The organism is Ralstonia sp. 25C, assembly GCF_051904805.1.
In the GTDB taxonomy this organism is placed as follows: Bacteria; Pseudomonadota; Gammaproteobacteria; order Burkholderiales; family Burkholderiaceae; genus Ralstonia.
The window spans coordinates 2,461,942-2,478,787 of record NZ_CP196737.1 but is presented as its reverse complement, the minus strand read 5'-3'; the positions used below and the strand labels follow the sequence as shown (position 1 = coordinate 2,478,787).

Below are 16,846 nucleotides of genomic sequence, written 5' to 3'. Positions count from 1 at the left end.
TTGGTTCCCCTGTCCGGCGGAGGGCACGAGTCCGCTAGCGTCGGTGCGCGCCGGATTGCGCGGCCGCCCCCAGCGGCAAGCCCGCCACCCAGTCGAGCACCTCGCCGATGGCCTTGTCGGATGCCTGCGTGAGCGCAACCACCCCGCCGGCGGCGTCCGTACTGGGCGCAGGTGCATCGGCCTGCACCACGCGCTGGTCGATCACCCCGCGCGACTGGAAGACCGTCGCACGCAGGCGCACCACACCCCGGCTCGCATCCGGCCGATCGAACACCTGGGAGAAATCGACCAGTTCGACCCGTAGGGACGGCACATCCGGCGCGGCATAGCTGACCACCTGCCCGCGCGCCGCCGCCGCATTGCGCAGGCGTGCATCGAACAGGTTCACGGGCGACTCCACCCAGCGGCTGTTGGCGTACGCATCGGTACGCTGGCTTTGCGCATAGGCCAGGCGGTAGAAGATGGCGTTACCGTCCATCCAGCCCGGGCCGGCCACCTCCGTCACACGCAGGGCAGTGGGCAGACGCGCGCCGCTGCTGGTGGCAGACGCAAGGCCAAAGTCGTAAAGCGCGGTCGGGGCGACTGGCGCGCTGGAACACGCAGCCAGCGCAATAACTGCGGACACCCCGGACAGCGCCAGCGTGTGGCGGAATACAGCAGACAACATCGGCATGGAATCTCCTCAGGGCTGGCGGGCTGCAGGCGCCGTAAAGCCGGTCTCACCAGGGCCCGGCACACCCGGCGCGGGGCCGAACAGCACGCTCTGCGGCCGCGCGTTGAAATCGGCGACCGCGTGGTCAAAGCCGCGCACGGCCTGGCGGGCCTCGCGCGCAAAGCCGTTGAGCTGCGGCAGCGTCTCGTAGGTCAGCACATTGGCGGCGGATTGCATCGATTGCGTTGCGGTCGTCAGATCGGTGCCCGCGCCCGAAAGCGTCGACATCAGCGGCCCCTTCGGGTCGGCCAGCGACTGCGTCAGCTTGCGCGTGGACACCAGCGTCGCGTCGAGGTTGTCGGCAATCTGCGGCAGCTTGCGCAGCGTCGGCTCGGCATGCTGGGCGAGCGCGTTGTAGGTGTCCATCGTCTGCCGGAACGACTGCAGCGAATCGCTGATCTGCTGGCGATGCGCATCGTCAAACATGGTCGACAGCGAGGTCAGCGTCTGATCGAGCTTCGACAGCATCTGATCGCCACGCTTGTCGAGTTCATCCAGGAAACCGGCTTCCATGCGGATGCGCGCAGGGTTCCTGTCGGACGTGGCAAGGCGCGTGGGGTTGGGGGCGCGCCGGCCGCCATCGTTGCCCTGGTCGAAACCGCGATCGTCGAGCTGCACATAGGCCAAGCCCGTCACGCCCTGATACGCCAGCCGGCCGTACGTGGTGGTGGTGATGGGCGCGTCCTTGTCGACCAGCACGCGCACCACGATCTGCCCCGGCACCTTGTCGTCAAAGCGGATGCTGTCGACCTTACCGACATCCAGGCCGCGGTACTTCACGGCGGCCTGCGGGTTCAGCCCGTTGACGGTCGAACGCGTGACCACCTCGTACGGCACGCGCACGGTCTGATCGCGGTTGAACCACATCACCGCCAGCGCCACAAAGATCGCCAGCCCGATCGTGAACAGCCCGGCCAGGAATGCGTGGGCTTTGTTTTCCATCAATCCTCCTGCACTGCAAGCGTGGCGGCCGCCACGACTTCTGTCATCTGCGGGCCCAATGCCATCAGGGCCCGCTGCCCCCGCTCGCCCAGGAAGTATTCCTTGATGAACGGATGGTCGATCTGAATGATCTGCTCGATCGGCGCGGCGGCCAGTACCTTGCGGTCCGCCAGCACAGCGATGCGGTCGGACAGCGCCACCAGCGTGTCCAGATCGTGCGTGACCATCACCACCGTCAAACCCAGCTCCTGGCGCAACTCGCGGATGAGCGCGACGTAGTCGTCGGAAGCGCGCGGATCCAGCCCCGCAGTCGGTTCATCCAGGAACACCAGCTCGGGCTCCAGCGACAACGCCCGCGCCAGCGCCACGCGCTTGATCATGCCGCCCGACAGGTCCGACGGCATCTTGTCGGCGTCGGTCGATTTAAGCCCCACCATCTGCAGCTTGAGCATCGCCACACGCTGGATGAACGCATCGGGCAGCGTGCGCAGCTCGCGCATCGGCAGCGCAACGTTGTCGATCACCGACAACGCCGAGAACAGCGCGCCGTGCTGGAACTGCATGCCCCAGCGGTTGCGCATCGACTGCAAGTCGTTGCCGACTTGGCAGGTCAGCTCTTCGCCAAAGATGTGGATGGTGCCCGAGGTCGGCTTCTCCAGCCCCACCACCTGACGCAGCAGCGTCGTCTTGCCGCTGCCCGAGCCACCGACGATGGAGAGTACCTCGCCGCGAAACACGTCCAGGTTGATGTTGTCGAGCACCGTCACCTTGTCGTAGCGCTTGGTGACGTTGCGCACCTCGATCACGCGCTCGCGGGCTGGCGTAATGATCGGTGCGGCTTGCGCGTGCTCGACGTGCGGATGGCGGGGTCGCGTCATATGCCGATGTCCTTGAAGAGGATCGCAAACACCGCGTCCGCCAGGATGACGATGGTGATCGACACCACCACCGAGGTGGTCGTGCCCTCACCCAGGCTCTGCGTATTGGGTTGAATGCGCAAACCAAAGTGGCACGCCACCAGCGCGATCAGCATGCCGAACACCACGCCCTTGCCGATGCCGAGCCACAGGTTGGCCACCGGCACGGCGTCGGGCAGCGAGGTGATGAAGTACGTCGGGCTGATGTCGAGCTGGAACTTGGCCGCCAGGATGCCGCCGCCCAGCGCGAGCAAGTCTGTCCACGCCACCAGCAGCGGCATGGCAATCGCCAGCGCAATCACCTTGGGCAGGATCAGCCGAAAGCCGTGCGAAATGCCCATGACGCGCATGGCGTCGAGCTCTTCGGTCACCCGCATCACGCCAATCTGCGCGGTGATGGCCGAGCCGGACCGCCCCGCCACCAGGATGGCCGCCAACACCGGCCCCAGCTCACGGATGATGGCCATCCCCAAAATGTTGACGATGAAGATGCTGGCCCCGAACACGCGCAACTGGTTGGCCGACAGGTAGCTCAGCACGATGCCGATCAGAAAGCCCACCAGCGCCGTGATGCCCAGCGCCTTGTAGCCGGTGCTGTAGATGTTGGCGGAAATCTCGCGCCACGGCCCGCGATGCGGCGCGCGCAGGAACCGGCCGAAATCGAACATCAACTGCCCGATCATGGCGATGCCGTTGCGCGCATGGTCGAAGAAATCGAGCATGCCCCCGCCGAGGATCGCCACCGGATTGATGCGCGGCGCCAGGCGCTGCTTCCAGCCACCGGGGTCGAGCTTGGCCACCCGGTCGATCATGCGGCGCTGGTCGGGGCGAGCGTCGAGGTGTTCGGGCCACTTGTTACCCCAGGCGCGCCAGAGCAGTTGCGCGCCAAAGTGGTCGATGCGGCCAACCTCGGTCAGGCACCACGCGTTGGCGTTGTCCAGCCCGGCGCGAATTTGCGCCCGCGCGCCACGCACGCCAGCCCGCTCGGCCAGCGCAAGCGTGGTCCAGTCGCCAGAGAGAAAGGCGACGGAGCGCCCATCGACAAGGCGGACTTCAAGCTGTGGCGTGCGGCAGGTGATCAAACGGGGCTCCGTGGTCGGTGATGCCGGATATCGGTCGAATTGTAGCCAAGCCGCTGCCCGACGCTGTCACACTGTGGGCCTGATGGGTCGCTTGCTGCAACCATCGTGCCTCGGTTTGGAGGCCGCGCTCGTACAATGCGCCCATCTGTTGCGCGAACCCTGATCGCTCGCTTTTATGTCTCTCGCAGAACCCTCCGCCCGCTGGCGCCTGTCGCGCGAACGCATCCAACCCAGCGGCCCCGCCGCCGGCTGGCCGGTTACCGTGGTGGAAGCCACGGGCTCCACCAACGCCGATCTGATGGCCGCCGTGCGCGAAGCCTCCTGGCCCGCCTTGCCCGCCAACGCTGCCGGCCCCGGCCCGGCGCCCTTACTCGCCGCCCGCGTACTCGCCGCGCAACGCCAGACCGCCGGCCGCGGCCGCCAGGGCCGCCCCTGGAGCGGCGACCACGGCCTGACCTTTTCCATCGCCTGCGCCTTTGCCGGTGAACCCGCGCAGCTCGGCGGCCTGAGCCTCGCCGTCGGAGTGGCCGTCGCCGATGCCGTGGCCGCCTACGCCGAAAGCCACGGCGGCAGCGCCCAGGCCCTGTCGCTCAAGTGGCCGAATGACGTGCAGATCGCCGGGCGCAAGCTCGCCGGCATCCTGGTCGAAACCGTGCGTGCAGCTCCCGGACAGACCTGGGCCGTCATCGGCATTGGCCTGAACCTGGAGCGCCCCCGCAGGCTGGAAGACACGCTGGGGCGGGAACTGTCGGGCGTCGAAGAACTGGTGGATACGCCGGAGCCGAACGCGGTGTTCTCGGCGCTGCTGACGTCGCTGGGCGAGCACCTGCAGCGCTTTGGCGAGCACGGTTTGGCGCCGTTCGTCGCGCCGTTTGCCGCACGCGATGCCTTTGCCGGCGAGCGCGTGCGCCTGTGGCAAGACGGCACCGTGGTGCTCGAAGGCGTGGCGCACGGCATCGATGCGCACGGCCGGCTAGCCATTGAATCGGGCGGACGCGTGCAGTGGGTCCACAGCGGCGAGGTGTCGCTGCGCAGCGCAGACGCGGAGCAGCCATGACGCGCCTCAAGGCTCCGGCTGCGCCCGCACGCCCGCTGCTGCTGATCGACGCCGGCAACACGCGCATCAAGTGGGCGTGGATCGCTAGCGGTGTCGATGCGCTGCCGGAAGAACCCGACGCCACGCCCTGGCAACACGCCGGCGCACGCACGCACGATCAACTCGCCGAGCTGGTGGAAGACTGGCGCGACTGCCATGTCGCGGGCGTCGCACCACCCGAGGTGTGGATCAGCGCGGTGGCTGGCCCCGCGCTGCGCGATGCGCTGACCGCGCGCATTGCCCGCGTGTTCGACGGCGCGCGCGTGCGCATCGCCGCATCAGAAGCCGCCACCGCCGGGTTGCGCAATGGCTATCGCGAACCCGGCCAACTGGGCACGGACCGATGGGTCGGCGCGATCGGGGCGCGACATGTGTGGCCCGACACGGCGCTACTGCTCGTCACCGCCGGCACAGCCACCACGCTCGACATCATCACGCCCGATGGCCTGTTTGCCGGCGGCCTGATCCTCCCGGGCATCACGCTGATGATGCGTGCGCTCTCCCGCAACACCGCGCAGTTGCCCGAGGTGGACATCGCCTACCTCAGTACACGCGACATGGTCGCGCCGCCGTGGGCCGACAACACGCAAGACGCCATCGCGCTCGGTTGCATCACCGCGCAGGCGGGCGCCATTGCGCAGACGTGGCAGACGCTGCAGGCGCAATACCCCGGCCCGGCACGCTGCGTGCTGAGCGGCGGCGCACGGACCGCGCTGGCCCCGCATCTGCGCATGCCGTTCCAGATGCACGATAATCTCGTGCTGCTGGGCCTGCAGGTGCTGGCGCGCGCGTGCCGTGAAGATGCCGCGCCGCCGGACTGAGGGCCGTCGCCGTTCCCGTTTTATTGTTGTTGCTGTCGCCGTGTTCCTGCATTCCGAATCACCGTCCGAATCCACGCCTGTTCGCACCATGACGCTTCGCCTCGCCCTGCTGCTCCTGCTGCTCGTCAACGGCGTTCTGCTGGCGGCCAACGTGGGCGTGTTCGGCCCCGATGTGGCCAGCGCCTGGTTTGAAAGCGAGCGCGAACCCGAGCGCATGCGCCGTCAGATTCGCACCGAAGAGATCCGCATTCTGGAGCCTGCGCCGGCCTCGGGAGCCGCCGCGCCCTCGGCTGCACCGGCCTCCACGCCAGCCGCCTCCGCAGCGCAGGCTTCCATCGAGCGCACCGCCCTCTCCACCGCCGACACTGCCGGCACGTGTACCGAGCTCGGCGGGCTGACCGATGCCCAGGCCACGCGCGGCGTCGATCAGCTCAAGCCGCTGGCTGGTGTTGAAGTGGAGCGCATCACGCGCCAGGAAGACAGCCGCTGGTGGGTCCACATGCCCGCCCGCGACACCCGCGAAGACGCCGAGCGCAAGGTCGGCGAGCTCAAGCGCCGTAACGTGGGCGACTCGGCCATCGTGCAGGAAGGGAATGGGTTCGTGGTGTCGCTGGGGTTGTTCCGCGACAAGGAGCGCGCGCAGCAGCGACTCGATGATCTGCGCGCCAAGGATGTGCGCACTGCCGTGCTGACCGAAACCCACCGCAGCGCCGCGCGCACATGGCTGCGCGTGACCGCCAGCGCCGACGCGGCATCCGCTGTCGCAATCCAACTGGCCTCGCTCAAGAAGAGCCTCGGCGCAGACGACTTGCGCGCCTGCACCGCCTCCGTCACGGCATCGCGCTAACCGCGTTCGCCGGCTTGACTGCCTGAATCGCTCAGGAGCTTGCGCGCACGCGCTTGAGCAGCGCCGTCGTCGAGCGATCGTGCTCGAACGGAATCGCCAGCGCCGTACCGCCCCAGCTGCGCACCACGCGCGTTTCCTCCAACGCATCGATGTCGTAATCGCCGCCCTTGACGTAGATGTCGGGGCGCACGCGTTGGATGAGTTCGACCGGCGTGCGCTCGGCAAACAGCACCACCAGGTTCACCGATTCGAGCGCGGCCAGCACGGCCAGGCGATCGTCCTGCGCATTGAGCGGGCGATCGTCGCCCTTGCCCAGCATGCGCACCGAGGCATCGGTGTTCACGCCCACGACCAGCGAGGCACCCAGCGCGCGCGCCTGCGCCAGATACGTGGCATGGCCGCGATGCAGGATGTCGAACACGCCGTTGGTGAAGACCAGCGGACGCGGCAAGGCGCGCACCCTGGCCTCCACATCGGCGGTGTCGCAGATCTTCTGTTCAAAGGCGGGCGCGGGCTGGCGAACGGTCATGGCGAAAGCGAAATTGGAGTGAAAAACAAAACGGCCCATCGAATCGATGGGCCGCTGGCTACCAATGGCAAGAATCAGGCCGCTTGTTCAGCGCCGGCCGAGCCGAGCAGACGTGCGTTGAGTTCCTTGCGGTAGCGGTTCAGGTCTTGCACGGTTTCGAAGGTGCGCTCGAACAGCAGACCCATGTTGTGCAGGATGCGCTCGATGACCTTCTTTTCCCAGCCGGCGTCGAACTTGATCTGCTCGTCCAGCCAGTGCTCGAGCCAGTCCGGGTTCGGCAGGCGGGATTGCACCGTGTCCTGCGGGAACAGCGCCTTGTTCACGTGCAGGTTGGTCGGGTGCAGCGGCTTTTCAGTGCGGCGTGCAGACGCCATCAGCACGCCGATCTTGGCGAATGCGCTGCGGGCGTTGTCGCCAAACTGGCCGAGGTACTTCTTCATGTAGCGCAGGTAGGCGCCGCCGTGGCGGGCTTCGTCCTGCGACAGATGCTTGTAGATCGACTTGATGACCGGCTCGGTGTGCCATTCGGAGGCACGGCGATACCAGTGGTTCAGACGAATCTCGCCGCAGAAGTGCAGCATCAGCGTTTCCAGCGGCGGGGCCGGATCGAACTCGAAGCGCACGTTGTGCAGCTCTTCTTCGGTCGGCACGAGCTCCGGGCGGAAGCGGCGCAGGTATTCCATCAGCACCAGCGAGTGCTTCTGTTCTTCAAAGAACCACACGCTCATGAATGCCGAGAAATCGGAATCGTGGCGGTTGTCGCGCAGGAACATCTCGGTGGCAGGCAGTGCCGACCACTCGGTGATGGCGTTCATCTTGATGGTCTGCGCTTGCGCGTCGCTCAGCAGCGACGCATCGAACGTGTCCCACGGAATATCTTTTTCCATATTCCAGCGGACCGCTTCCAACGACTTGAACAATTCGGGATAGAGCATGGTAAGCCTTTGAATTTGCAGGCGGATTCTAGCAGACATGCTTGACCGGCCTTGGTTTTTCGTGCTTGCCGGAGCAAAGAATGATGTCTGTCCGTTTCCTCGTCACAACAGGCCTGCCGGTGCCACGCGTGCGACGCGGCTTGGGCGACCCCCTTGGTGCGCCGGGCGCTGGCGCGTTGCCTCGCGGTGGTCCGCGATGTGATCGACGGGTGGTCCGTCGTCTTGTGTGGAGCGGCCCCCTCGATGGTCAGCGCGCCCTTCAGTATAGGAAGCGCGGCGCGTACAAGCGGCGTCAGCGTGCCGCGCGCAAAGCACTTCCGGTGCTGCCGCCCCGGGCTCCGCGGCGTTATACCCTAGACTCAAAGGATCGACACACTGCCAGCTTTCGGAGACCTGACATGTTGTTTTCCGCCATCGTCCCTGTGCGCCGCCGGTCCTTGCCGCGGCATACGTCTGGCGTACTGCGTCGGCACCATCTGCTGGTGATCGCCATTGCGATTGCCATCGCCATCATCGCCCTGCTGCTCCCGCGCACCGGTCACGCCGCTGCGCCCGCCGCACAACCGGTACCACCGGCCGCCAGTGGCACGTGCCCGGCCAGCCTGAATTTCCGCGTCAAACGACTGCAGGACGATGCCCCGCAAGACCTTTGCCAGTACGCCGGCCACGTGGTGCTGGTGGTCAACACGGCCAGCTATTGCGGCTACACGTATCAGTACGAGGGCCTGGAAGCGCTCTACGCAAAGTACCGCGACAAGGGGCTGACGGTGCTCGGCTTTCCCTCCAACGATTTCGAGCAGGAGCCCGGCAACAGCAAGCAGATCGCCGCGTTTTGCTACAACACGTATGGAGTGAAATTCCCGATGTTCTCGAAGACGGCGGTGGTCGGCCCGGGCGCCTCGCCGCTGTACGCCTGGCTCGCCGCGCAGACCGGGCAGGCGCCGAAGTGGAATTTCCACAAGTACCTGCTGGATCGCAACGGCCGCGTGGTCGCGGTGTATCCGAGCAAAGTCGAGCCGGGCGATCCGGCCCTTGCCAAACGCATTGATGCGCTGCTGGCCGAGCCGGCGCCGCGCTGAGTCTGCCCCTGATCAGGCCGCGCGCATGGTGTCCGGCACCACCCCGTACAGGAACGCAGCCAGCTCATCGCGACGGGCCTGCACATCGCGCTCGCCCAGATCGATCAGTTCCTGCGTGAACTCGGGCTCGAACAGCAGATAGCTGGCGAATGCGGCGCCGCGGGCCTCGGTGCCGCCCAGCGGTTTGAGCAGCGCGCGCACTGTGCTCGGCAAGCGCTGCACGTGGCGCGAGGCAATCAACTCGATGCGCTCGGACGGCGCTACCACCATCACTTCAATCTTGCGCCAGCCGTCGCGCGCATCGGCAATCTCGGGCGTGCGGGCGACCATCGCGTTGATGTGCTGCAGCCGTTCGATGTCGGTCGACAAGCCATCCAGGAAGATGCTGGCAAGCGCCTGCCCGGCCACCTGCGCCAAGGACGGATAGCCCGACGCCGGCACCGTGTCATACCACCCGGGCTGCGAGCGCGACGCCGCGCCCACCACCAGAATGCGATTCGCGCCCAGATGAATGGCCGGGCTCAGCGGCGACATCTGGCGCATCGTGCCATCGCCAAACCACTCGTCATTGCCCTCAAGCGGCACCGGCTCGGCCGGAAATACGAATGGGATGCTGGAAGACGCCAGCAGGTGCGACACACCAATCTCATCCGCGACGGCAATCCGCTGGGAACGCCGCCAAGGCAGCACCACATGCGGGGATTGGTAGAACGTGACGTGGCGCCCGGTGGTGTAGGACAGCGCCGTAATGGCCAGCGCGCGCAGTGCGCCGGCTTCGAACGCGGCCTGCACCTGGCGACCATCGTGCTGGGCCTCCAGCATCTCGCGCAGCGGGGTGTTGTCGAACAGGGCACGGGGCGTGCGGCCCGTCATCCAACCGAACGCCAGCGCAGTCAGCCAGCGCGCGCCACTGGCGCCCACACGGCCGACATCGGTGCGATAGACGCGGTCTGCATGCAGGCTGGCCCAGAGCTGCGTGAGCGCCTCGGTGGCTTGTGTGAAGTCCTGCGCGCCGCGCGCCAGGCCCAGGCTGTTAATGGCCCCGGCCGACGTGCCGCAGATCACATCGAACGGCGTGCGCGCCACATTGGGCACCGTGTCGCGCGCGAGCCGCGCGATGCCACGCAGCACGCCGACCTGATAGGCGGCGCGTGCGCCACCGCCCATCATCACGAGCGCGGTGCAGTCGGTCGACATCGATCAGGCGGTGTCGTCGTTGGCCGGCTTAGGCGGTGCCGCCTTGGCGGGCGCCTTCTTGGCTGCGGCCTTCTTGGGGGCCGGCTTCGCTGCTTTACCGGCAGGCGCCTTGGCGGCCGGCTTCGGCACCGACTTGGCGGCCGCACGTTTCGGCTTGGCCGGTGCAGTTTTCTCTTCGATCTCCTCCGGCGCGGTATCAAGCCCCTCCGCCCCCGGTGCGCCCATGCCCCCCGAAACGCCACCAAACCCCGGGAAGCCCGGCATCAGGTTCTGCGGCATCGGCATGGCAGCCGCCGCCGAACTGGCGATCTGGTTGAACTGCTGCTGCAACATGTTCCACCACGGCGATGGATCCAACGCTGCCGCAGCGGCACGCGCGGCCGCGGCCTGCGCTTGAGCGGCCTGGGACGCTTCTGCGCGAGCTTCGGCCTCGTCGTCATCGGTATCTTCCGACGCGACTTCTTCCTCATCTTCTGGCGAAGGTTCTTCGGCCTTGGTGGATTGAGCGGTCGATGTGTGCGGCCAGGCCGGCTTGCTGTCGGCGGCTTCGTCGGCGGTCTCGCCCTTGCCGGCAAAGCCATCGAACGCCGACTTCATCGCCTCGGGTGACAGCGCCGAGCCAAACGTCTGCAGCGCCACCAGCGTGGCGCGCTGTACCTCCAGCCCCTGGATGGCGGTGCGTAACAGGCTCGCGTTGAGCTGCAGCCAGCTTTCCACCGCGCGCAGGTCATGGATGCGCTTGTCGAGCTCTTCGAGATCCATCGGCGGCGCGGCAAAACTCGCCATGTTGGGCATGCCGCCGGCCATGCCGGCAAAGCCCCCGCCCCACAGCTTGCGCAGGAACTCGAAGCCGCCTTCAGCGAAATTGGGCATCTGGGTGAACATGGTGTCTCCTGGAAATCGGTCTTGGGTCGATGGCGGTTCAGGTGCCGTCGAAGGTGGGCGGGCGCTTCTGGCGCAAGCTGGCAATGCCCTCGCGCACATCGGGGCCGGCAAACCCCATGAATTCCAGCGCCAAGGAGGTATCAAAACTCGGGCCCGCCAGGCGCAGCCAGTTGTTCAACGCGTACTTCGTCCAGCGGATGGCCGTCTGCGAACCCGCCGCCAAGCGCTCCGCCACCTCGAAAGCGCGATTGACGAGCTCCGATTCCGGCACAGCCAATGACACCAGCCCGATGCGCTCGGCCTCCTCGCCGGTCATGGACTCGCACAGCAGTAGGTAGTACTTGGCCTTGGCCATGCCGCACAGCAGCGGCCAGACGATCGCGGCATGGTCGCCCGCAGCCACGCCCAGGCGCGTGTGTCCATCGACAATGCGTGCGTCCTTCGCGGCGATGGAAATATCGGCCAGCAAACCGGCGACCAGCCCCGCACCCACGGCGGGCCCATGCATGGCGCTGACGATGGGCTTGTCGCAGTTGATGAGGTTGTAGACGAGGTCGCGCGCCTCGTGCCAGACGCGCGTGCGCACGTCAAAGTCTTCGGCCATCTGTTCGACCAGGTGCAGATCGCCGCCGGCCGAGAAGCCCAGACCCTCGCCGCGAATGAGCGCCACGCGCACCGACGGCTCGGCAGACACATCGCGCCAGATCTCGGCCAACTCGCGGTGCAGGCTCGAATCGGCGGTGGACAGCTTGCGATTGGCCGACTGCGCCGCACCCATCACGATTTCGAGGACGGGGCCGTGCTGAACGAGCGTCAGCGCCTGGTAGCGGGCGAAGCGGGGAGCAAGCGAAGTCATGATCGGTCGGAATGTGAATCAAGCATAGCGGATGAGGCTGCGCGTGCAATGCGGCAGACGCGTCGTGATGTCGCCTTCGTGCGGGCGCGCTGGTCCGGGCACTGCATGCGGTTTCCTCCCGTCATTTGGAGAAGAGCCTAGCGGTTTTGCTGCGGTTTGGCGATGCGGGGCAGCCCGGGCATCCTTGCTGGTTCAAGCCGTGCCAGTCTGGTTGGGTACATGGTCACCCAACTGACGCAAGCCTTCGGCATAGGTATCGGCGTCCATTTCCGCCGTCGACTTGGCCAGGTAGTAGGCGAGCCCCAGGCGCGAGGAGGTACCGGTGAAGACTTGGTAGAAGTCGCCCAGATCATGCAGGCGCACAACTTTCCGCCACGGGATCACAGCGGCCTTGCCGGAGGGCCCTCGCACGGACAACGCGGTGGACGATAACGACCACACATGCAGCCCCTCCAACCGCGCCATGCTGCGCCGGACAGAACGCTCGGTGATCGATGCGATGAGGGGCCGGGTCCGCCGCTCGATCTTCGCCGTGAACCATCGGCGCGCACGCAGGACATAAGCGATCCCCGGTTTGTGGAAGCGCCACCAGAGCCCGCCGTAGATCAACGCGGCCAGCACGAAAGGCAGCACCGCTTCGATCGGGCTTTGATGTGAGGTGCCATCCAGCCTGATCAGCCCCACGACCAGCAGCGGAACGATTAGAAAGACAAGCGGCAGCCAGCGCTGCATGACAGACTCCATGCGCGCTTGCATGGCAGCCTGCCTGTCAGCCAGCCGGGCGATGCGTATGGCGGTGATGCGGTCAGCCAACGACTGGCATTGCGCGGCGCTGATACGAAAACGTAGCTCCATGGCCCGTCCTGAGTTGAGGTTCGACGTGATTCTAGAGCCACGCGCCTCGGTTGTATCTTTGTATCTTTTTACGTAACGCGTATCTTGTAGAGCGACATCCGAGACTTCAAATGCCCATCGACGCCCCCCTCCTGCCCGACGAACCGCCTGCGGAAGACGCCCCCGCCGAGCGCACCAGCGCCGGCATCCAATCCGCCGAAATTGCGCTGACCGTGCTCTCGGCGATGGCGCGCACGGGCGGCGCGCACGCCGTCTCCGAATTGGGGCGGCAGCTCGACATGCCACGCGCGAAGGTGCACCGCTACCTCGTCTCGCTGGAACGCATGGGCTTTGTCGAGCAGGACCCGGCCTCGGCGCGCTACCGGCTCGGCACGCAGGCACTGCAGGTCGGGTTGTCCGCGTTGTCGGACGTGGATTTCGTGCGCGAAGGCACCAACATGCTGCCCAAGCTGGCGGAGCGGCTGAACGAGAGCGTGTTCCTGTCGGTGTGGAGCAATCGCGGGCCCGTCATCGTGCGATGGGAAGACGGGGGCCGCCCGGTGGCGGTCAACGTGCGCGTCGGCTCGGTCATGCCGCTGCTGAACTCGGCCACGGGCCATGCGTGTGCGGCCTGGATGCCCGAAATCCAGATCGTGCCGCTGATCGACCGGGAACTGCGCGGCCCCGGTGCCGGCAAAGCCGGCCTCACCGATTGGCTGAACTGCCGAGCGCGCTGGCAGATCGTGCGACACGAGGGCGTGGCGCGCATCACGGGCTCGCTGGTGCACGGGATTGATTCGGTGGCCGTGCCGGTGCTCGATGCACAGGGCAAGCTGGCCGGAGCCATTACGGCGCTGGGGCTATCCCACGCGTTCGACTCCAGCCTGGAGGGGTTGGTCTCGCAGACGCTGCGCGAGGCGGGGCGGTCCCTATCGTTGCGCCTGGGGTATCACGGCCAGGCACTGACCGCCGGTGCGGCGCCGATCAAACGCGGGCGCCGTTCCACGACTGCGCCCGAATCCGCGTAAAGACTGAGCGAAAGACTTACGCCTGCGTGCCCGGCGCGACGACTTCCTGGTCAATCGCCCCGAAGATCGACACGCCATTCGCATCGAACATCTCGATCTTCACCGTGTCGCCATAGCGCATGAATTCGGTGATGGGCGCGCCGGATTCGATGGTCTCCAGCATGCGTTTCTCGGCGATGCAGGCGTACCCCTTGCTGCGGTCCACGTTGGAAATCGTGCCCGAGCCGACGATGCTGCCCGCGCGCACATTGCGCGTCTTGCAGATGTGCGCGATCAACTGGCCGAAGTCGAACACCATGTCGGTGCCGCACTCGGGCTGGCCGACCTTCTTGTTGTTCCAGCGCACCGTCATCGGCAGATGGACCTTGCGTTCGCGCCACGCGTCGCCCAGCTCGTCGGGCGTGACGGCCACGGGCGAAAACGCCGTTGCCGGTTTGCTCTGGAAAAAGCCGAAGCCCTTGGCCAGTTCCGCCGGAATCAGGTTGCGCAGCGACACATCGTTGGCCAGCACGATCAGGCGGATACCTTCGGCTGCGGCGGCGGGCTCGGTGCCCATTGGCACGTCGCCGGTGATGACGGCCACCTCGGCCTCGAAGTCGATGCCGAAGGCCTCGCTGCGGCAGACGATGGGGTCGTGCGCGCCGGCCAGGTCATCGGAGCCGCCCTGGTACATCAGCGGATCGGTCCAGAACTCGGGCGGCATTTCGGCGCCGCGTGCCTTGCGTACCAACTCGACGTGGTTCACGTAGGCGGAACCGTCGGCCCACTGGTACGCGCGCGGCAGCGGTGCCATGCAGTTGGCCGCATCAAAGGCAAACGGATGACGCGCGCGGCCGGCGTTGAGCTGCTCGTACAGCTCCTGCAGTTGCGGCGCGTGGAAAGCCCAATCGTCCAGCGCGCGCTGCAGCGTCCCGGCGATATGCGTGGCGAAGTGGGCGGTCTTCAGGTCGCGCGAGACCACGGCCAGCTGGCCGTCGCGCGAGCCATCCTTGAGGGTGGCGAGTTTCATGGGCGTCGTGTGCGGATTTTGTGCAGGAAAAAGCTGCGCGGATGGTACACCGTGCATCGGCTAAACTGGCCCGAACCCTGTTTCCGCCTATTCCTGCCCCGCCACCATGTCTACGCTGCCCGCTGACACCGATCTCGAGCTGGAGCCCGATGCCGATGCTGATGGCGAACTGGATGCGCCCGCGCGCTCGGGCATCCAGTCCATCGAAGTCGGCTTCCGGCTGCTGGAGGTGCTCACGCACACCAACGGCCCGATGATGCTGCGTGATCTGGCGCGCGCCGCGCCGATGAACCCCGCCAAGGCACACCGCTATCTGGTGAGCTTCGCGCGCCTTGGCCTCGTCACGCAGACGCCAGAAGGCCGTTACGACCTCGGCCCCTTCGCGCTGGAAATGGGCTTGGTGAGCCTGAACCGGCAAGACCCGATGCGCCGCGCACGCCCCGCCGCCGCCGCGCTGCGCGACGAAATCGATCACACCATCGGCCTGGCCGTGTGGGGCAACCAGGGCCCGGCCATCGTCCACTGGGAAGAAGCCAGCCACCCTGTAACCGTCAGCCTGCGCCTGGGCGATGTGATGCCGATGCTGAATTCGGCGACTGGCCGCGTGTTTGGCGCCTATTTGCCGCGCGCCCAGACGCTGTCGTTCATTCAGCGCGAGCTCGACCGGTCTGCCACGCGCGCCGAAGACAATTCCGAACTGCCCAGCACGCTCGAAGCCTATGACGCCATTTGCGCCGACGTGCGTGCCCATGGCGCCTCACGCATCCACGGCGGCGTACTGCCCGGCATCAATGCCATGTCGCTACCGGTATTCGACGCCAACGGCCAGCTATGCCTGGTACTGATCGCCCTGGGCGCGCAAAGCACCTTCGACACCACCTGGAGCGGCCCGCTGGAGCGGCGCTTGCGGCAGGCCGCACAACAGCTTTCCGCCGATCTTGGATACGTTGCACCCAACGCCCCGTAACCCTGCTGATGTGACTACCGGCCGCGGGCGCCGCCTTGGACGCTTTCGCCGCCTGCGCCGCGTCGGGCTGATCGTGCTGGCGGTACTGCTGTTGCACGTCATCGCTGTCGTCTGGATTGCGCGCAACCATCAGGTCATGTGGCCGCCCGAGCCGGAGCAGATCGTTCCGGCGCTGCTGTTGCGCCCCGAGCCCGTACAGCCGCCACCGCCACCCGCCCCAAAAGCGGCGCCCACGCCCAAACCGCGTCCCGCCGCGCCCCGTCCGCAGGCCGCACCGACACCTGCGCCAGCCCCGGTACCGGCGACGCCAGACATCGCCAACATGGATCCGGAGGACTTCAGCAGCGCCGGCGCCCAAGCCTCGGCCAACTCCGGTGTGGTCTCCGAGCCGGGCGCGCAGGGCCCGGGCACCGCCCCATCCGGCGCCACCTTTTCGCTGCCGCCCTCGGCGACGCTGCACTACGCCACCTACGTCAACGGCGTACGCAACGAAGACGGTGTGATCCGCTGGGCCACCGATGGCAGAACTTACACGCTGGCCGTCGAAATTCCGCTGCCGCTGTTCTTCGGCTCGCTCGCGTTCCGTAGCGCGGGCAACGTAGGCCCCTATGGTCTTGCCCCCGCTCGCTACGAAGAAGTGCGCGGGCGCCGACAACCCGACGTCACCACCTTCCACTACGCCGCCGAGGCCACGCCAGCATCCGGCACGCAGAGCGCCCCCACCGTCACTTTCACGCGCACGCCTGCCGTGTTGCCCTTGACCGAGGGCACGCAAGACCGCTTCAGCGTGTTCCTGCAATTGACGGGATTGGCGCGTGGCAAGCCCGAGCGCATCGCGAGCCCGGGGCTCACGCTGGAAATTCCCATCGCCGATACCGACAGCGTGGAAGTCGCCCGCGTGCAGCACATCGGTGAAGAGACCATCGACACCCCGAACGGCACGATTCGTGCGCAGCACTTCATACGACTGCCGCGCCGCGCAGACGACAAGCGGCGCGTGGAGATCTGGCTGTCCGCCGAGCGCGGCTGGCTGCCGGTACGCCTGCGCCAGACCGAGCCCAACGGCATGCAGTTCGACCTGGTCTACCAGTCCCAGGAAGGAGGCTGACC

General features: G+C 66.8%; 18 protein-coding genes. 7 read left to right on the top strand and 11 right to left on the bottom strand.

The window, feature by feature from the left end:
• Positions 1-34: 34 nt before the first annotated feature.
• From ACS7SF_RS11600 to ACS7SF_RS11585, 4 genes are read right to left on the bottom strand one after another with little or no spacing between them, the layout of a single operon-like run.
• The gene (locus ACS7SF_RS11600; RefSeq protein ID WP_439889930.1) at positions 35-673 is read right to left on the bottom strand and encodes an ABC-type transport auxiliary lipoprotein family protein; all 639 of its coding nucleotides are present in this window, start codon (positions 671-673) and stop codon (positions 35-37) included.
• A 9-nt stretch (positions 674-682) separates the two neighbouring features.
• The gene (locus tag ACS7SF_RS11595; protein ID WP_439889929.1) at positions 683-1,654 is read right to left on the bottom strand and encodes an MlaD family protein; all 972 of its coding nucleotides are present in this window, start codon (positions 1,652-1,654) and stop codon (positions 683-685) included.
• On the bottom strand, positions 1,654-2,532 hold the full coding sequence (locus ACS7SF_RS11590) for an ABC transporter ATP-binding protein (RefSeq protein ID WP_439889928.1): 879 nt from the start codon (positions 2,530-2,532) through the stop codon (positions 1,654-1,656). The genes ACS7SF_RS11595 and ACS7SF_RS11590 overlap by 1 nt, the downstream gene beginning before the upstream one ends.
• Positions 2,529-3,653, bottom strand: coding sequence for an MlaE family ABC transporter permease (locus tag ACS7SF_RS11585; protein WP_439889927.1), 1,125 nt, complete (start codon positions 3,651-3,653; stop codon positions 2,529-2,531). Before ACS7SF_RS11585 ends, ACS7SF_RS11590 begins: the two co-directional genes overlap by 4 nt.
• Before the next feature lie 175 nt (positions 3,654-3,828).
• Between ACS7SF_RS11585 and ACS7SF_RS11580 the strand changes: the two genes are divergently transcribed.
• From ACS7SF_RS11580 to ACS7SF_RS11570, 3 genes are all read left to right on the top strand, one after another.
• On the top strand, positions 3,829-4,710 hold the full coding sequence (locus tag ACS7SF_RS11580; RefSeq protein ID WP_439889926.1) for a biotin--[acetyl-CoA-carboxylase] ligase: 882 nt from the start codon (positions 3,829-3,831) through the stop codon (positions 4,708-4,710).
• A complete protein-coding gene (locus ACS7SF_RS11575; RefSeq protein ID WP_439889925.1) occupies positions 4,707-5,570 on the top strand; it encodes a type III pantothenate kinase in 864 nt (287 codons plus the stop codon). The genes ACS7SF_RS11580 and ACS7SF_RS11575 overlap by 4 nt, the downstream gene beginning before the upstream one ends.
• Positions 5,571-5,658: 88 nt before the next feature.
• Positions 5,659-6,417 (top strand): SPOR domain-containing protein, encoded by a 759-nt coding sequence (locus tag ACS7SF_RS11570; protein WP_439889924.1) that lies wholly within the window; start codon positions 5,659-5,661, stop codon positions 6,415-6,417.
• A gap of 31 nt (positions 6,418-6,448) precedes the next feature.
• Here ACS7SF_RS11570 and rfaE2 read toward each other — a convergent pair whose 3' ends face one another.
• Together rfaE2 and ACS7SF_RS11560 are read right to left on the bottom strand one after the other, a co-directional pair.
• Positions 6,449-6,946, bottom strand: coding sequence for a D-glycero-beta-D-manno-heptose 1-phosphate adenylyltransferase (rfaE2, locus tag ACS7SF_RS11565; protein ID WP_439889923.1), 498 nt, complete (start codon positions 6,944-6,946; stop codon positions 6,449-6,451).
• Between the two features lie 74 nt (positions 6,947-7,020).
• Positions 7,021-7,881: a ferritin-like domain-containing protein gene (locus ACS7SF_RS11560; RefSeq protein ID WP_439889922.1), complete on the bottom strand. Its 861-nt coding sequence runs from the start codon at positions 7,879-7,881 to the stop codon at positions 7,021-7,023.
• A gap of 398 nt (positions 7,882-8,279) precedes the next feature.
• On the opposite strand from ACS7SF_RS11560, the gene ACS7SF_RS11555 reads away from it, so the two are divergent.
• The gene (locus ACS7SF_RS11555; RefSeq protein ID WP_439889921.1) at positions 8,280-8,960 is read left to right on the top strand and encodes a glutathione peroxidase; all 681 of its coding nucleotides are present in this window, start codon (positions 8,280-8,282) and stop codon (positions 8,958-8,960) included.
• A 12-nt stretch (positions 8,961-8,972) separates the two neighbouring features.
• Here the strand turns inward: ACS7SF_RS11555 and ACS7SF_RS11550 are convergent, their stop codons facing one another.
• The 4 genes from ACS7SF_RS11550 to ACS7SF_RS11535 form a co-directional block, all read right to left on the bottom strand.
• Positions 8,973-10,157, bottom strand: coding sequence for a patatin-like phospholipase family protein (locus ACS7SF_RS11550; protein ID WP_439889920.1), 1,185 nt, complete (start codon positions 10,155-10,157; stop codon positions 8,973-8,975).
• Between the two features lie 3 nt (positions 10,158-10,160).
• Entirely contained in the window at positions 10,161-11,042 is an 882-nt protein-coding gene (locus ACS7SF_RS11545) for a PhaM family polyhydroxyalkanoate granule multifunctional regulatory protein (protein ID WP_439889919.1), read from the bottom strand.
• Positions 11,043-11,079: 37 nt separating this feature from the next.
• Complete coding sequence (locus ACS7SF_RS11540; protein WP_439889918.1) at positions 11,080-11,898, bottom strand: enoyl-CoA hydratase/isomerase family protein; 819 nt, start codon at positions 11,896-11,898, stop codon at positions 11,080-11,082.
• A gap of 192 nt (positions 11,899-12,090) precedes the next feature.
• Complete coding sequence (locus tag ACS7SF_RS11535; RefSeq protein ID WP_439889917.1) at positions 12,091-12,753, bottom strand: hypothetical protein; 663 nt, start codon at positions 12,751-12,753, stop codon at positions 12,091-12,093.
• Between the two features lie 110 nt (positions 12,754-12,863).
• Here ACS7SF_RS11535 and ACS7SF_RS11530 point away from each other — a divergent pair, with 110 nt between their 5' ends.
• The gene (locus tag ACS7SF_RS11530) at positions 12,864-13,760 is read left to right on the top strand and encodes an IclR family transcriptional regulator (RefSeq protein WP_439889916.1); all 897 of its coding nucleotides are present in this window, start codon (positions 12,864-12,866) and stop codon (positions 13,758-13,760) included.
• A 16-nt stretch (positions 13,761-13,776) separates the two neighbouring features.
• Here the strand turns inward: ACS7SF_RS11530 and ACS7SF_RS11525 are convergent, their stop codons facing one another.
• Positions 13,777-14,769, bottom strand: a complete 993-nt coding sequence (locus ACS7SF_RS11525; RefSeq protein ID WP_439889915.1) for a fumarylacetoacetate hydrolase family protein — start codon at positions 14,767-14,769, stop codon at positions 13,777-13,779.
• Positions 14,770-14,875: 106 nt separating this feature from the next.
• Between ACS7SF_RS11525 and ACS7SF_RS11520 the strand changes: the two genes are divergently transcribed.
• Both ACS7SF_RS11520 and ACS7SF_RS11515 read left to right on the top strand, forming a co-directional pair.
• Entirely contained in the window at positions 14,876-15,736 is an 861-nt protein-coding gene (locus ACS7SF_RS11520) for an IclR family transcriptional regulator (RefSeq protein WP_439889914.1), read from the top strand.
• Positions 15,708-16,844 carry a DUF3108 domain-containing protein gene (locus ACS7SF_RS11515; protein ID WP_439889913.1) on the top strand — a complete coding sequence of 379 codons (1,137 nt, stop codon included), beginning with the start codon at positions 15,708-15,710 and terminating at the stop codon, positions 16,842-16,844. The genes ACS7SF_RS11520 and ACS7SF_RS11515 overlap by 29 nt, the downstream gene beginning before the upstream one ends.
• The last annotated feature ends 2 nt before the right edge of the window (positions 16,845-16,846 follow it).

Excerpts from the sequence above, each read along its gene's own strand:
- ACS7SF_RS11560 (WP_439889922.1), bottom strand. The coding sequence starts at position 7,881 with ATGCTCTATCCCGAATTGTTCAAGTCGTTGGAAGCGGTCCGCTGGAAT.
- ACS7SF_RS11540 (WP_439889918.1), bottom strand. The coding sequence starts at position 11,898 with ATGACTTCGCTTGCTCCCCGCTTCGCCCGCTACCAGGCGCTGACGCTC.
- ACS7SF_RS11520 (WP_439889914.1), top strand. The coding sequence starts at position 14,876 with ATGTCTACGCTGCCCGCTGACACCGATCTCGAGCTGGAGCCCGATGCC.
- ACS7SF_RS11535 (WP_439889917.1), bottom strand. The coding sequence starts at position 12,753 with ATGGAGCTACGTTTTCGTATCAGCGCCGCGCAATGCCAGTCGTTGGCT.
- ACS7SF_RS11600 (WP_439889930.1), bottom strand. The coding sequence starts at position 673 with ATGCCGATGTTGTCTGCTGTATTCCGCCACACGCTGGCGCTGTCCGGG.
- ACS7SF_RS11570 (WP_439889924.1), top strand. The coding sequence starts at position 5,659 with ATGACGCTTCGCCTCGCCCTGCTGCTCCTGCTGCTCGTCAACGGCGTT.
- ACS7SF_RS11595 (WP_439889929.1), bottom strand. The coding sequence starts at position 1,654 with ATGGAAAACAAAGCCCACGCATTCCTGGCCGGGCTGTTCACGATCGGG.
- ACS7SF_RS11590 (WP_439889928.1), bottom strand. The coding sequence starts at position 2,532 with ATGACGCGACCCCGCCATCCGCACGTCGAGCACGCGCAAGCCGCACCG.
- ACS7SF_RS11550 (WP_439889920.1), bottom strand. The coding sequence starts at position 10,157 with ATGTCGACCGACTGCACCGCGCTCGTGATGATGGGCGGTGGCGCACGC.
- ACS7SF_RS11580 (WP_439889926.1), top strand. The coding sequence starts at position 3,829 with ATGTCTCTCGCAGAACCCTCCGCCCGCTGGCGCCTGTCGCGCGAACGC.
- rfaE2 (WP_439889923.1), bottom strand. The coding sequence starts at position 6,946 with ATGACCGTTCGCCAGCCCGCGCCCGCCTTTGAACAGAAGATCTGCGAC.
- ACS7SF_RS11555 (WP_439889921.1), top strand. The coding sequence starts at position 8,280 with ATGTTGTTTTCCGCCATCGTCCCTGTGCGCCGCCGGTCCTTGCCGCGG.
- ACS7SF_RS11525 (WP_439889915.1), bottom strand. The coding sequence starts at position 14,769 with ATGAAACTCGCCACCCTCAAGGATGGCTCGCGCGACGGCCAGCTGGCC.
- ACS7SF_RS11545 (WP_439889919.1), bottom strand. The coding sequence starts at position 11,042 with ATGTTCACCCAGATGCCCAATTTCGCTGAAGGCGGCTTCGAGTTCCTG.
- ACS7SF_RS11530 (WP_439889916.1), top strand. The coding sequence starts at position 12,864 with ATGCCCATCGACGCCCCCCTCCTGCCCGACGAACCGCCTGCGGAAGAC.
- ACS7SF_RS11575 (WP_439889925.1), top strand. The coding sequence starts at position 4,707 with ATGACGCGCCTCAAGGCTCCGGCTGCGCCCGCACGCCCGCTGCTGCTG.